The organism is Brumicola blandensis, assembly GCF_031846165.1.
Lineage (GTDB): Bacteria > Pseudomonadota > Gammaproteobacteria > Enterobacterales > Alteromonadaceae > Glaciecola > Glaciecola blandensis.
Window position 1 is genome coordinate 395,198 of the sequence record NZ_JAVRIE010000003.1, and the last position, 13,840, is coordinate 409,037.

14 protein-coding genes, 1 tRNA gene and 1 riboswitch are annotated in these 13,840 nt (G+C 42.0%); of the genes, 14 read left to right on the forward strand and 1 reads right to left on the reverse strand.

The window, feature by feature from the left end; all coding sequences use genetic code 11:
* Positions 1-4: 4 nt before the first annotated feature.
* Genes RM544_RS10180 through RM544_RS10200 form a run of 5 tightly spaced genes read left to right on the forward strand, consistent with a single transcriptional unit; the run spans position 5 to position 4,182 of the window.
* The gene (locus RM544_RS10180) at positions 5-1,363 is read left to right on the forward strand and encodes a MotA/TolQ/ExbB proton channel family protein (RefSeq protein WP_311361678.1); all 1,359 of its coding nucleotides are present in this window, start codon (positions 5-7) and stop codon (positions 1,361-1,363) included.
* 1 nt (position 1,364) lies between these two features.
* A complete protein-coding gene (locus tag RM544_RS10185) occupies positions 1,365-1,889 on the forward strand; it encodes a MotA/TolQ/ExbB proton channel family protein (RefSeq protein WP_311361679.1) in 525 nt (174 codons plus the stop codon).
* A gap of 11 nt (positions 1,890-1,900) precedes the next feature.
* Positions 1,901-2,299 carry an ExbD/TolR family protein gene (locus RM544_RS10190; RefSeq protein WP_311361680.1) on the forward strand — a complete coding sequence of 133 codons (399 nt, stop codon included), beginning with the start codon at positions 1,901-1,903 and terminating at the stop codon, positions 2,297-2,299.
* Between the two features lies 1 nt (position 2,300).
* Complete coding sequence (locus RM544_RS10195; RefSeq protein WP_311361681.1) at positions 2,301-2,909, forward strand: energy transducer TonB; 609 nt, start codon at positions 2,301-2,303, stop codon at positions 2,907-2,909.
* 1 nt (position 2,910) lies between these two features.
* Complete coding sequence (locus RM544_RS10200) at positions 2,911-4,182, forward strand: tetratricopeptide repeat protein (protein ID WP_311361682.1); 1,272 nt, start codon at positions 2,911-2,913, stop codon at positions 4,180-4,182.
* 50 nt (positions 4,183-4,232) lie between these two features.
* Here RM544_RS10200 and RM544_RS10205 read toward each other — a convergent pair whose 3' ends face one another.
* Complete coding sequence (locus RM544_RS10205; RefSeq protein ID WP_311361683.1) at positions 4,233-6,515, reverse strand: GNAT family N-acetyltransferase; 2,283 nt, start codon at positions 6,513-6,515, stop codon at positions 4,233-4,235.
* Positions 6,516-6,579: 64 nt separating this feature from the next.
* Between RM544_RS10205 and RM544_RS10210 the strand changes: the two genes are divergently transcribed.
* From RM544_RS10210 to prfC, 9 genes are all read left to right on the forward strand, one after another.
* Entirely contained in the window at positions 6,580-6,993 is a 414-nt protein-coding gene (locus RM544_RS10210) for an acyl-CoA thioesterase (RefSeq protein WP_311361684.1), read from the forward strand.
* A gap of 107 nt (positions 6,994-7,100) precedes the next feature.
* Positions 7,101-7,203, forward strand: a riboswitch (TPP riboswitch).
* A 52-nt stretch (positions 7,204-7,255) separates the two neighbouring features.
* A complete protein-coding gene (locus tag RM544_RS10215) occupies positions 7,256-9,367 on the forward strand; it encodes a TonB-dependent receptor (RefSeq protein WP_311361685.1) in 2,112 nt (703 codons plus the stop codon).
* A 13-nt stretch (positions 9,368-9,380) separates the two neighbouring features.
* Positions 9,381-9,638, forward strand: coding sequence for a YkoF family thiamine/hydroxymethylpyrimidine-binding protein (locus tag RM544_RS10220; protein ID WP_311361748.1), 258 nt, complete (start codon positions 9,381-9,383; stop codon positions 9,636-9,638).
* Positions 9,635-10,243, forward strand: a complete 609-nt coding sequence (pnuC, locus tag RM544_RS10225) for a nicotinamide riboside transporter PnuC (protein ID WP_311361686.1) — start codon at positions 9,635-9,637, stop codon at positions 10,241-10,243. The genes RM544_RS10220 and pnuC overlap by 4 nt, the downstream gene beginning before the upstream one ends.
* 1 nt (position 10,244) lies before the next feature.
* The gene (locus RM544_RS10230; protein WP_311361687.1) at positions 10,245-11,045 is read left to right on the forward strand and encodes a phosphotransferase; all 801 of its coding nucleotides are present in this window, start codon (positions 10,245-10,247) and stop codon (positions 11,043-11,045) included.
* A gap of 79 nt (positions 11,046-11,124) precedes the next feature.
* Positions 11,125-11,201 (forward strand) — tRNA-Trp (locus tag RM544_RS10235).
* Between the two features lie 110 nt (positions 11,202-11,311).
* Positions 11,312-11,674, forward strand: coding sequence for a hypothetical protein (locus RM544_RS10240; protein WP_311361688.1), 363 nt, complete (start codon positions 11,312-11,314; stop codon positions 11,672-11,674).
* Positions 11,671-12,156 (forward strand): GNAT family N-acetyltransferase, encoded by a 486-nt coding sequence (locus RM544_RS10245; RefSeq protein ID WP_311361689.1) that lies wholly within the window; start codon positions 11,671-11,673, stop codon positions 12,154-12,156. Before RM544_RS10240 ends, RM544_RS10245 begins: the two co-directional genes overlap by 4 nt.
* Before the next feature lie 99 nt (positions 12,157-12,255).
* Complete coding sequence (gene prfC / locus RM544_RS10250) at positions 12,256-13,833, forward strand: peptide chain release factor 3 (RefSeq protein ID WP_311361690.1); 1,578 nt, start codon at positions 12,256-12,258, stop codon at positions 13,831-13,833.
* The last annotated feature ends 7 nt before the right edge of the window (positions 13,834-13,840 follow it).

Below are 13,840 nucleotides of genomic sequence, written 5' to 3' on the forward strand. Positions count from 1 at the left end.
TTAAATGAAAACAACAATTAAAACACTTGTTGCTGCAGCGACGATTGCCTGTATGTCGTCTTTTGCACAAGCGCAAACATCAACAACATTGCAAGACCTTTTGAAGAAGGTTGAGCAAAATGCAACTTCACAGTCGCGTGAAAACCAGCAACGTGAAGCTGAGTTTAAGCGTAACAGAGACCAACAAGCGGGCCTTCTGCGTCAAGCGAAAGCTGACCTTAGAGCAGAAGAGCAACGTGGCGACCGTTTAGCAGCACAGTTTGCAGCAAACGAACAATCGCTTATCGACAAAGAAATTGAACTAGACCAAGCTAAGGGCGACCTTGGTGAAATGTTTGGTGTTGTTCGCCAAGCTTCATCTGACGCGTATGGTCGTATTTCAACCTCTATCGTGAGTGCTGAATTCCCAGGTCGTGAAGAGTTCTTGAAAGAAATGTCTAGTGACTCCAAAGGTCTTCCGAATATTGAAGAATTGAGAAAGCTTTGGGTTTCTTTACAAACTGAAATGACTGCATCAGGTCAAGTAAGCCGTTTCACGAAAGAAGTTGCTAACTTGGACGGTGGTAAGTCTGAACAATCTATCTTACGAATCGGTACCTTCAACTTAATCGGTGAGCAAGGCTACCTGATCTATGACGAATCTGAAGGTCAAGTGACTCCTCTAGGTCGTCAGCCAGATAGCTTCCAGGTAAATACTACACAAGACCTACTAGCTGCACAGTCTGGGTTTGTGCCAGTGTTTGTGGATCCATCGCGTGGCGTTATCTTGAACTTGTTCAAGCAAAAAGCGACTTGGTCTGAAAGATATCATGCTGGTAAAGAAGTGGGCTATACCATTACTGCTATGCTTCTTATCGGCCTTTTAATTGGTTTGTATAAGTTTGTTACTCTATCTGCTGTTGGTGCGAAGATGAAGTCACAACTTAAGAATGTTGACTCACCAAATACTTCAAACCCGCTTGGCCGTATCCTTACAGTGTATGCTGACAACAAGCAAGCTGATGTTGAGACACTAGAATTGAAACTTGATGAAGCGATTCTCCGCGAGCTACCAAGAATCGATGCTGGCGTTAATATCATTAAGATTTTTGCTGCAATTGCACCGTTACTAGGTCTACTAGGTACGGTATTGGGTATGATCGAAACCTTCCAACAAATTACTTTGTTCGGTACAGGCGACCCAAGAATCATGGCTGGTTCAATCTCAATGGCACTAGTGACTACCGCTCAAGGTATTATCGCTGCTTTACCATTAATCTTGGTACACAGCATCGTAGCTGCGAAGGCTAAGTCTATAGTTCACGTACTTGACGAGCAAACTGCTGGATACATCGCAGCAGCTGCTGAGACGGAGAAAGCTTAATATGTTGTACCTGATTGGATTATGGGAATCTGTCAGGGACTTTATCGCTACCGGCGGTGACGTGTTGTATTTCGTTGCTGCCGCGCTTTTCCTAATGTGGGTTTTAATGGTTGAGCGTTATTGGTATTTAACTTCTGTGTTTCCATCAGTAAAGAAAAAAATTATTGCTGACTGGGACGCAAGAACAGATACCACTTCATGGTATGCGCATAGAATTCGTGACACGTGGATTTCACAGGCGTCAGATTCTTTGAATGCAAGAATGCTAATTATCCGTACATTAGTGGCTATGTGTCCATTAATAGGACTGTTAGGCACAGTAACCGGCATGATCGGTGTATTCGAGAGTATGGCAACACAAGGTACTGGTAACCCAAGAATAATGGCTGCTGGTATTTCGATGGCAACGATTCCAACAATGGCTGGAATGGTTGCGGCTCTTTCTGGACTGTTTTTCAGTTCACGTCTTGAAGCGAAAGCGAAGATGATGAAAGAGACATTAATCGATAGTCTGCCTCATCATTAAGAGAGATTAGTATGGGTCGTAAAGTAAGAGAACAAGAAGAAGACGCCCAGATCGACATGACGCCGATGTTGGACGTTGTCTTCATCATGCTTATCTTCTTCATCGTTACCACGGTATTTGTTAAGCAAGCGGGTATGGAAGTAAACAAACCTGAAGGCGAGACTGCGGTACTTAAGAAGAAAGCGAATATATTTATCGCGATTACCGAAGATGGTGATATTTGGATGGACCGTCGTGAAATATCAGTTGAGACTGTCACAGCGAACCTTGAAAAATTGCTAGCAGAACAACCTTCAGAAGTTGTTTTCATTCAAGCCGACTCCAAAGCAAAACATGGTGTTGTGGTTGAAGTGATGGATGCAGTGAAAGATGCTGGCATTGATCGCGTAGCAGTAGCGGTGAGGAGTTAACATGATAAGAGCGATAATTTCGATATTATTAGGCGCTGCCATTGCTTTTGGTCTGTTTGTCGTAATGGCTAAATTGGTCGAAAACGATGGTAAGGCTCAAGAAAAGCTTGATCCGCCACCAGTAATCGACATCGTTATGCAAAAGCCTGACGATGAAGTTAATACTCGCGTGAGAAAGCCACCACCGCCGCCACCACCGCCTCAAGAGCCACCAAAGGTTGAGCCATTGGAGCCTGATCAAGCTGAACCAGATAATACTGGTTTTAGTTTAGCACTTCCTAGTGTTGATACAGGTGACATTGGTGTAAGTATTGGCGGTGTGGGTGCCATGCGTGATGGTGACGCAGCACCTATTGTACGTATTCCACCAGAGTATCCGCCTCAAGCATCTCGTGATGGTAAAGAGGGATGGGTAAAACTATCTTTCACAATCAACGAAGTAGGTGGTGTTGAGGATGTCGAGGTAATCGACGCGGATCCAAAACGTATTTTTGACCGCTCTGCGAAACGTGCATTACGTAAGTGGAAATATAGACCTAAAATTGTTGACGGCGTTGCTCAGAAACAGTTTGGTCTTGAAGTTCAATTAGACTTTAAGTTGGATCAATAATATGAAGAAGCAATTTAAAAATCTAAAGGCAACGGTCTTAATGACTTCCGCGCTAGTTTTAGGTTCTTATTCGTCTCTTTCTATGGCTCAATCGTCTATGCAGGTTCAGTGCCCAGGGTACAAACCTGCTAAGACCAAACTCTTGAGCGAAAGAACGGGTAAAAAGCTGAACAAAGCGTTCGAAGCTTATAACCAAGACTTAACGAAAGAAGCTATCGACCTTCTATATGAAATTGAGGCTAAAGACCCTTTCGACCGTGCATCGGTAGACCGTTTTTTGGGTCAGTTATTGATTTCAGAAGATGGTAAAAGAGCTGAAGCGAAAGACTATCTTGAGCGTGCCGTAAAAACTAAGGTACTTAATGACAACGACCATGCACCACTATTGAAGCTAGTTGGCGACCTTGAATATGAGGCAGGCAATTACGAAGTGGCAATGAGTTGGTTCGATAAGTGGATGGACTTTACGTGTAAAGAAGATGGCTTGACCTATTTAAAAATTGCTAAATCTTATATCGAGATGAAGCAAATGGAGAAGGTCATTGCGCCCGCCGATAAAGCGATCGCATTAATGGATCCACCTAAAGAAGGTGCATACTCTTTAAAAGTACAGTCTTACTATGAACGTAAAATGTATAACGAAGCTATTGATGTTATGGAAACAGCTATTCACGTTTTCCCAGACTCAGATACTTGGTATACGCGTTTAGGTCTGTTTTATCAAATTACAGAGCAGTACCAAAAAGCATTGGCGATGTTTGAGTTGTCTTATATGCAAGGCTTTTTGACTACAGCAACTCAACATAAACAGTTTGCTCAGTTGTATGCCGTCAATGGTATTCCACATAAAGCGGCTGAAATCGTTGAGAAGCACATTAAGTCTGGTTTGATACCAAGAGATAAAGATAACCTTTCTAGTGTAGCGAATTCTTTATACCAAGCGCGTGAGTTCAAGAAAGCCGCTGTGTATTTTGGAGAAGCTGCAAAAGTGGGTAACGATCCAGACTTGTATCGTCGTCAAGGTTCTATGTTATTGTCAGCTGGTGATTATAAAGGTGCGGTTGAAGCATTGAATAAAGCATTAGTTAACAATGCAGAAAACGAAGGTAAAGTGCACTACGCTCTAATTGAAGCGCATTTTTACCTTGGTGATTACAAAGCTGCCATGTTAGCCGCGAACAAAGCTAAAACGTTCCGCGCGATTCGTAAAAATGCAGACGCTTGGATACCTTATATCCAAACCAAAGCGACGAATAAAGGCATACGAATTTAGTAGATTGCTAAAGCAGAAAAAAGCTCCGTTTAAACGGAGCTTTTTTATTTCTACTTTAAAAAAGTGAGCAACTGTTTACACGTTTCCCTCATAGCTTCTAATGTTAACCCTTTTTCTTGCTTCGGCATGTGGCCTGCTAAAAGACAGAATAGGGTCTCCATGCTGATCTCAATTGTATTTTGTAAGGTTGCTTGTTCAGAGCTTGTGATGTCAGCGCGCAGAAGTAGCATATTTGCACTGTATATAGCTGGCATACTTAAGTTAAAGCTTCGTTTACCCTCAACAAAGTCGTGTAATTGGCGCTGGATAATAGCCTTACTGCTGTTTTTAACGGGTAAGGAGTCATCAACGGGTAAGGAGTCATCAACGGGTAAGGAGTCATCAACGAGTAAGGAGCCACTAAGCTCGGCTTCTAATTTATCTCTTATAAACTCAATAGCAGGTTCGTTTTCAATGTCTATGAGTTGCAATTGAAGCACTCGTAATTCAAGTAAGGCCCTTAGTTGCATCTCATAACCTTTAGTTAAAGGCTTTGTCATAATAATGCTATGTTTTCCGCTTGAGGTGTCTACTCTCATTCCGGCTTTAACAAACTGAAAATCACTCTTATACCAGAAGTTAACTAATTCAGAGGTAACACCGAAAGATGTTTGTAAACTGTTTATCGAAGAGTCTTCTCTCGCTTTTTGCTCAAGATGATTTAGCAGATAAGTGCCAATACCATATCCTTTATGCTGATGGCGTACTGCGATTCTACTAATGCGCCAAGAGACTTGTGACATAAAGGTCTCTATTGAATAGCTGGTACACAGATTTTGTGCAACAAGATGTCCCGGAACGCGTCGTTCACCACTTGCTATTTGATTTATAAGCGCGGACTGGTTATGTGGTAGGCCACCTTCGACTTGCACCAATGCCGCAGCAAGGGCTTCTATCGGCGTATTTTCAGACTGTTCAGCTTTTAATACTGTTAAAAATACAATCTGATCATTAACGTCTAGCATGCGCATTAAGTCATCAGGTGTCGTCTGATAGTGACTTTGAAGCAGAATGCTGAATACTGAAAGTAGCAGTTCTTCATTGTTTATGAGGTCTTGTTTGCTTAGCCTGAGCGTTTGAAGTCCTTCATTCAGATTGTCTGCCTTGTTTTGAACTTTGTTTAGCGTCCCCTTTATATTCTGATTAAAGTTTATGCTTGGAGCAAAGGCCTGTTCAAAACTTGCTTCTAAAACGTCGCTTTCATACCATCTGATAGGAGAGGATAGTTGGCTAGTAATACAAGCGTATTCTTCTTTTGCTAATGCTGGCAATACTCTTAACGTAAAACCTAAGCCACTGCCTTCATAACCTACTTGCGTACTTGCCATTATCACTTTATCAAAGTGAGCACATACGTCGAGAAGAAGCTCCGGAGGGAGAGAGGCTGCTTCATCTATGAGTAAACAAGCTTGTTTATTTAGACTGGTAAGGCGGTCGATAGGGACATATGTGATTTTAGTCGATGCAAGGTTGCCGTCGTTTGCGCCCGAATGGTCTGCGTTTTGATTAATATAAGCGCTAAACTCGTTTATTGCTCTCTCACAATTATAACGGTGGAGCGCAGTTATGTAGATTTCACTTTGAGCATTAGCCAAGCATAAGTCGGCTGCGATTTGTGCTAGCAAGGTAGATTTGCCGCGTCCTCGTTTTGCTGTAATAACAGAAACAGAGGCATTGTCTTGTAAGGCTTTAAGATGATCACGCTTCGTTTTTTGTTGATGAGGAGTTAGTACACAAGCCCCTGAGACTTTTTCTTGCTCAACTGGCGCGCTCTTTACGTCATCGATGGCTTTGCAATAGGGGAGTTTACTTTCCTTACTGTTTTTTGCGTATATCGCACTCGATTTATCAAGCTGAACTTGCTTCAAAAATCGCTGAATAAATGTACTATGCGTATGTTTTTCGCCATAGCTAAATTGTATACCTGGCGTTTGAGCTTCGTATTCAGGCCAATGCTGTAGCTCAGGACACACTATAATAAACAGCCCACCTTTTTGAACAGTACCTTCAAGCCCAAGTACAGCGCTAGGTTTTAAACCATCGAAAGCATTGTAAATAACACACGAGAATTCATAACCTAAGTACTGTTTGTAGTGTTTATTCTGAATGACTTTATGTTCATTATCAGTATCAATAAGCGCTTGTTTTGAAATAAACAAGCAGGAAGCAGGTAACGCGAGCTCTTTTAACTGAGACTGGCACCAAACTAAGGAGCCAGACAGCACTAGAAGTTGTCTATGCGAAGCGAATCTCTTTCGCTCCTCAAACCAGGTTTTCAATGAATTGTCTGTCAATCTTTAGGCTCTACTTTATAATACACAAGCTATTTATTTATATTCTAACTCGATAAGGAAAAAAATGCGTTTTTTATCAAGACGTTTAGTCATGCCAAATGACCTCAATTATGCAAATGCTCTGTTCGGCGGCCGTGCCCTTGAATGGATTGATGAAGAGGCTGCGATCTACGCTATTTGCCAATTAGAAACAAATTGCCTAGTGACAAAGCATATCGGTGAAATCTCTTTCGAATCACCTGCAACGCAAGGGGATATTGTTGAGTTTGGTTTAGCAACGAAGAAAGTCGGTAAAACCTCAATCACAGTGACCTGTTTAGTGCGAAACAAAGCAACAAAGAAAACGATTTGCTTGGCAGATGACATTGTTTTCGTCAGAGTCGACCCTGACACAAAACTACCGGTGCCACACGGCAAAACGATAGAGGCTTTAGTGGCGCAAACTCAGGAAGAAATGAAGTCTCTTAATATCTTGTAGAAACTGTCACATCAATATTGCATGCGTTATAAACAATTGAATTAATAAAAGGTTTACAAAGCCTTTATTGTTGATATCATCGCATCGCAAATTGCTTAGGCGATTTGTTTTTAACCAGGGGGTGCAACTTAAGGTTGCTGAGATTCGGAAGAAAACCCTTATTTACCTGATCCGGTTAGTACCGGCGTAGGAATGGTTGTATCACACATCAATTACCTGCTCCAAAACCGGCTCTTTTCTATGGAATTGAAGAGAAGCTAAAATGAACAAAAATATTTATTATTTACATCTAAGACATCGAAAGAAGTCATCTGCTGCTTTGTGTTTACTCAGCGCTATATTGACCTCCAACATTGCACATGCACAAGTTAACGACGACGACTCAGCAGACATTGAGCGCATTGTCGTTACTTCTGACTTGCGTCAACAGAGTCCTGATAATTTAGCCACGAGCGTTGCTGTATTGGGCGAGTCTTTATTAGAGCTAAGACAAGCGACGCATTTAGAAGATGCCATCGCAGTTGTACCCAACTTAAATTTCTCTAGTGGGGCATCAAGAGGCAAATTTATTCAAATTCGCGGGATTGGTGAGCGTAGTCAATTTTCAGAACCTATTAACCCCTCTGTCGCCCTAGTTGTCGATGAAATTAACTTTTCAGGTATCGGTGGCCTAGGAACCCTATTCGACGTTCAACAAGTTGAAGTATTATCAGGCCCACAGTCAACCGGCTTCGGTGCAACGGGTTTAGCAGGTATCGTTAAAATAGTTAGCAATCAAAGCACTGATTTTCAAGAGGGCTTTGTACAATTGGGGTTAGGTCAGTCTGGCTATCAGAAGTGGGGCGGCGCATATTCCGATCAGATCGCAGAGGGTCTTACGGGTCGTGTTGCTATTCAACAAGTGAAGAGTGATGGTTTCGTTGAGAATATCTTTTTGGGTAAAGATGACACGAACAATATTGACGAATTTACAGCAAAAGTCAGCTTAGATTATAGTCTGGCAGACAACGCTGATCTTGAATTAAAACTTTATCATTTTGATATAGACAATGGTTATGACGCTTTTTCACTTGATAATGACAACCTAACTCGTTCAGACGAACCCGGATTTGATCGCACCGATACCCAAGCGGGCAGTGTCAAGTATATACATGATTGGGATGATACCCAATTTTCCATCGCAGTAACTCAACTCGAAGCTGAGCTAGACTATGCTTATGACGAAGATTGGACCTTTGTTGGTTTTCATCCTGATGAGTACGCGTCATTTGATCAGTACACCAGAGACATCAGTAACCAAAGCCTTGATGCTCGCTTTGCTTCTACTGAGGAACAGCCTTGGGTCATTGGTTTTTACTATCAAAGCAGTGAGCAATCATTGTTGCGTCAATATACCTTTGCCTCTGCCGATTTCACTAGTACTTACGATCCAAACTCATTAGCCATGTATGGTGAATACAGTTTGCAAGTGGGGGAGCCTCTCTCTCTTACCTTCGGCGCAAGAGCAGAACAGTTTGAAGCTGACTACCTTGATTCCAACGCATTTTCAGAGTCATTAGACGATACACTTTTTGCTGCAAAAGTCAGTGCACAATATCGTATAAACCAAGCATCGATTTTCAGTAGTATCTCACGATCGTATAAAGCTGGCGGATTTAATCCGGATGAAAGAGTCGGTGACTCTGATCGCTTATTTGAACCTGAATATAACTGGAACTACGAGCTAGGAGTGAAGGGTAAGATAGCAAGCGACAATGGCGTAAAAGGACAGCTTTCACTCACGTTTTTCTATATGGAGCGTGAAGACGCGCAGGTTAGTGACTTTGCAGTCTTAGATCGTGAAGACGGTAGCGGAGCAGTCGAATTCATCGATGTTATCGGTAACGCAGACACTGGCTTAAACAAAGGCATGGAAGTGCAAACCCAATGGCAAATCAATGATGCTTTGACGATGCGCGTAAACGCAGGTTACTTAGACGCTACTTTTGGTAACTATGAGACGGTAGACGGCACATTCGTACCAAAACAGTTTCAAGCGCAAGCGCCAAAGTGGACTCTTTACGCTTCAAGTAATTATGCGCTAACGGATGCTTTATCATGGTTAGTTGAGTTCGAAGGAAAGGATAGGCACCGCTTTTCTGTGGGGCATGATGAAACAGCACCTTTCACTGCTCTGGTAAATACTTATGTCACCTGGCAGTCAGAGAATGTTGAGGTACAGTTATGGGCCAAGAATATATTCGACAGAGAGGTACTAACAAGAGGCTTTGGTGGTTTCAATAACGATCCTCGAGACGGTTATTTCCCAGCCAAACCGTATTATCAGTTTGGTCAAGAAAGGCAGTTAGGTCTTACAGCTACTTACCGTTTTTAAAAAGGAGAGTATGATGAAACTTGTGGTTGATATATCACTTTACCCATTAAATGAAAAATACATTGCCCCCATTCAGGCCTTTATTGACCGTCTAAATGACGACTCTCAATTAGATACCAGCACCTCTGCAGCTAGCACTATTATTAGTGGCGAGTATGAGCATGTTATGTTGGTGTTAGGAAGGGAAATGAAACGCACCTACTCTGAAACGGGACAAGCCGTTTTTGTCTGTAAGTTTTTAAACGGGGATAAGATGGGCTCTGGACGTTGAACGAATTTTTTCAGCAGGCGCTAGAGCAGTTTGCACAGCAAAGTCCATTAGAGGTCATTGCTGTGCTTCTGTCCATTCTGTATGTCGTATTTGCCTCTAGACAAAACATCCTGTGTTGGCCCTGCGCTTTGATTAGTACCATTATTTATGCGTACTTATTTTGGGAGACCACCTTAATCTTCCATATGATGCTAAATGTGTACTATGTTGTGATGGCTGTCGTTGGTTTTGTCAGTTGGTCATCAAGTAAAGAGAGCCATGCCCCTTCGTTACCTGTAAGTCACTTGTCCTTATTGTCGCATTTGTATATTCTGTCCGCTGGTTGTTTGATTACACTGTTACTGTCATTGTTAGCAAGTCAGTGGTTCACTTCTGAGTGGGTATACTTAGATGCGGGTACAACGGTGTTTTCGGTTTTTGCAACAGTAATGGTTGCTCGCAAGAAAATAGACAATTGGTATTATTGGTTAGCCGTTAACCCTTTAAGCGCCTATTTGGTCTATCAAAATGGATTGTATCCAACGAGCTTGCTTATGATTTTTTACACCTTAATGTCTGTCTATGGATTGTGGCAATGGCGTAAGGATTTAATAAAAGGTTGCTGAGTTGAAAAAGGGTAAAGAGGAACTATTAACGCTGCTTAGCGAACCTCTTGGTTTGTCTGATGACGCGCTTCTTTACCCTTTATCCGGTGGTGCAATTAACCACTCTTTTTATCTGAATGATGAAAAAAATGAATTCTTAGTAAAATGCTTTGAAGGTGAAGAAGCAACGAATATTGATCGGCTCGAAAGGTTTGAATTACAAGCACATCTGGCTAAGAAAAAAGTAGCTCCAGCGCCTTTGTATATATGTCCTGATAACGGCATATATGTAGAGCAGTGGATTAAACAGCATCGTAGCCAAATTCCTCTATTCTTTGATGAGTTGCATGTGAACGCCTTAGTGAAGTCCATGTCTTTAATTCATAAAATTAATGTCAATACTCGGGTCATTGATTTGCCTGCAGAATGGCGCAATTATCTTGAGTCCATCCCCAGCCCTTCTAGTTTTGTGATTGAACAAGTTGCCGCAGTGACCGAGAAATGGAACAAGCAAGCTAACGAGCAGTCATCATCATGGGTTTTCTGTCATAATGATCTCGTTTGGGCGCATTTATGTCCGCCGACTAAAATCATTTTAGACTGGGAATATGCTGGAATAGGCAATCGTTATTTCGACTTGCTTTCCTGTGCGAAAGTGAATAATTTTAACTCAGAACAGCATGACTTATTGTTGAGTGCCTACGCCAAATACAATGAAATAGCGATCGACGATGTATATCAAGAATGCGCGATTCAAAGTGAATATTTACAACTCACTTACCAATTATGGTACGACGCAGTAGGTTTGCAGCCTAAAAAATAATCACTTGTTTGTCTGTTCCGATAATTATGCATAAAATTCTTTTCTTTTTTTTTCCTAGACGTATAATGCTCGGCACTTCAGGGGTGTAGTTCGAATTGGTAGAACAGCGGTCTCCAAAACCGATGGTTGGGGGTTCGAGTCCCTCCACCCCTGCCACTTATCCATAATTGACTCCAGCATGTGACCGCGCGTTTAAAAAACTGTAAACTCGCATCTTAATTGTCTATGCTATAGCCAAATAGGTAATCTAGGTAACGGCATTTTACATGACGACTGAATACCAACAAGCTGTGTTACAAGCCATGTCCATCCCTCTTTTTGTTCGAACGCTTGAAGCGCAATCGGCTGAAGAGCCATTAATCGATGAAAAAGAACCTGTTACTGAAACTCAAGTAAAACAAGATCCTGAGCGTGTGGATGAAAATTCTCCTTTTGTTCAAAAAGTGCTTGAAGCCATTGGTTTTGGTTCACTGCAAGATGCGAATCTACAATGGTTTATAGAAGACGCTCCCCACATTGCCTTATCAGACAATGTGCTAGTGACTCCACAATTAAAGCAGATGCAAAGCCCTGCAATGAAAAAGACCCTTTGGCTGGCCATACAGCACCTCCGAAGAGACGTTAAATGATCACCGTCTCGGCTTTTAAAGAAGATGACGTTGCCATTGCCTATTCAATATTTAAAACGGCCAGGATTAACCCTTGGTCTTTCACAACCTTTCATCAGTCAGCAATGAATGGACTTTCGCTCGTAGCGAAGGAAAATAAGATGGTGGTCGGTTATATTTTGTTGAGTAGTGTTTTGGATGAGTTTACCTTCGAGGATATTACCGTTGACCTAGCTCATCGCAATAAAGGAATTGGTCGTAAACTCATGGAAGTTTCTTTTCTTAAAGCGGCGGAAATGAAACAAAAATCCATTTTGTTAGAAGTTCGTTACTCAAACAAAAAGGCGATTAACCTTTACCGTGCCTTAGGGTTTGAATTGATAGGCGAGCGTAAAAACTATTATGATACTGCAGTTGATGTGAGTCACGGTGTAGAGACAAAGAAAACAGATAAAAACCCGCCAACTCGAGAAAATGCCTACATCATGAAAAAAGTCTTGTAGATTTACATAAACAGACTCTAATTGCTTTTTAGCATTCAAAAACGCCTCAGAAGAGGGTACAATTCGCGCCCTTGAATTCGTGCCATTAAATGAGACATCATGACCTATCAGAGTGAAATAGAGAAGCGCAGAACCTTCGCAATCATCTCTCACCCCGACGCCGGTAAAACCACTATCACAGAAAAAGTGTTGTTGTTTGGGAATGCTTTACAAACAGCAGGTACCGTTAAAGGTAAAAAGTCCGGCCAGCATGCAAAATCTGATTGGATGGAGATGGAAAAAGAACGTGGTATTTCTGTTACTACATCTGTGATGCAATTCCCTTATCGAGAGCACCTTGTTAATCTCCTCGATACTCCAGGGCACGAAGACTTCTCTGAAGACACTTACCGCACACTAACCGCTGTAGATTCGTGTTTGATGGTGATTGATGCTGCAAAAGGTGTAGAAGCAAGAACGATCAAATTGATGGAAGTCACGCGACTCAGAGATACACCAATAATCACCTTCATGAACAAACTTGATCGGGATACTCGTGATCCTATTGAGTTGCTTGATGAAGTTGAAGATATACTCAAGATAAAATGTGCTCCAATTACGTGGCCAATAGGCATGGGTAAAGAGTTCAAAGGTGTTTACCATCTGTTGAGAGACGAAACAATTTTGTATAAAAGTGGTCAAGGCCACACCATACAAGAAACGAAAATTATCAAAGGCTTACATAATCCTGAGTTAGATACAGCCATTGGTAGTTATGCCGATGAGCTAAGAGACATGCTAGAACTGGTTCAAGGTGCGTCGCATGAATTCGAGTTAGAGGCTTTCTTAGCCGGTGAGCTAACGCCAGTGTATTTTGGTACGGCATTGGGTAACTTTGGTGTTGATCACATGCTCGATGGTTTAGTGGAATGGGCACCAAAGCCACAAGGCAGAGAACACGACGAAGGCAGAGTAGAAAGCCAAGATTCAAAGTTCAGTGGTTTTGTATTTAAAATTCAAGCAAACATGGACCCTAAACATAGAGACAGGATTGCATTCTGTCGTGTCGTTTCTGGCAAGTATGAAAAAGGGATGAAGATGCACCACACACGCATTGGCAAAGATATTCGAGTTGCAGACGCTGTGACCTTTCTTGCCGGTGACCGCTCTTTGTTGCAAGACGCCTATGCGGGTGACATTATCGGCCTGCACAATCATGGCTCAATTCGAATTGGTGATACATTTACCTCAGGTGACAAGTATCGTTTCACCGGGATACCTAACTTTGCTCCAGAGTTATTTAAACGTATCCGCTTAAAAGATCCATTGAAACAAAAACAACTGCAGAAAGGTTTAATTCAATTGTCTGAGGAAGGTGCCGTGCAGGTATTCCGTCCCTTACAAAATAACGATTTAATAGTAGGAGCAGTGGGTGTGCTGCAGTTTGACGTGGTCGTTGCCCGTTTAAAAGCGGAGTACAATGTAGACGCTATTTACGAAGGAATTGCAGTGGCGACAGCTCGCTGGGTTTATTGTAAGGACGCTAAGAAACTGGACGAATTTAGACGTAAAGCAGAAGCAAATTTAGCACTCGATGGCGGCGATAACTTAACCTATGTTGCTCCAACAATGGTCAATTTATCCTTAGCGCAAGAGCGTCACCCAGATATTGAATTTAAAACAACACGAGAACACTAGGGCTTTA

Excerpts from the sequence above, each read along its gene's own strand:
- RM544_RS10245 (WP_311361689.1), top strand. The coding sequence starts at position 11,671 with ATGATCACCGTCTCGGCTTTTAAAGAAGATGACGTTGCCATTGCCTAT.
- RM544_RS10180 (WP_311361678.1), top strand. The coding sequence starts at position 5 with ATGAAAACAACAATTAAAACACTTGTTGCTGCAGCGACGATTGCCTGT.
- RM544_RS10240 (WP_311361688.1), top strand. The coding sequence starts at position 11,312 with ATGACGACTGAATACCAACAAGCTGTGTTACAAGCCATGTCCATCCCT.
- RM544_RS10215 (WP_311361685.1), top strand. The coding sequence starts at position 7,256 with ATGAACAAAAATATTTATTATTTACATCTAAGACATCGAAAGAAGTCA.
- RM544_RS10210 (WP_311361684.1), top strand. The coding sequence starts at position 6,580 with ATGCGTTTTTTATCAAGACGTTTAGTCATGCCAAATGACCTCAATTAT.
- RM544_RS10220 (WP_311361748.1), top strand. The coding sequence starts at position 9,381 with ATGAAACTTGTGGTTGATATATCACTTTACCCATTAAATGAAAAATAC.
- prfC (WP_311361690.1), top strand. The coding sequence starts at position 12,256 with ATGACCTATCAGAGTGAAATAGAGAAGCGCAGAACCTTCGCAATCATC.
- RM544_RS10190 (WP_311361680.1), top strand. The coding sequence starts at position 1,901 with ATGGGTCGTAAAGTAAGAGAACAAGAAGAAGACGCCCAGATCGACATG.
- RM544_RS10200 (WP_311361682.1), top strand. The coding sequence starts at position 2,911 with ATGAAGAAGCAATTTAAAAATCTAAAGGCAACGGTCTTAATGACTTCC.
- RM544_RS10185 (WP_311361679.1), top strand. The coding sequence starts at position 1,365 with ATGTTGTACCTGATTGGATTATGGGAATCTGTCAGGGACTTTATCGCT.
- RM544_RS10195 (WP_311361681.1), top strand. The coding sequence starts at position 2,301 with ATGATAAGAGCGATAATTTCGATATTATTAGGCGCTGCCATTGCTTTT.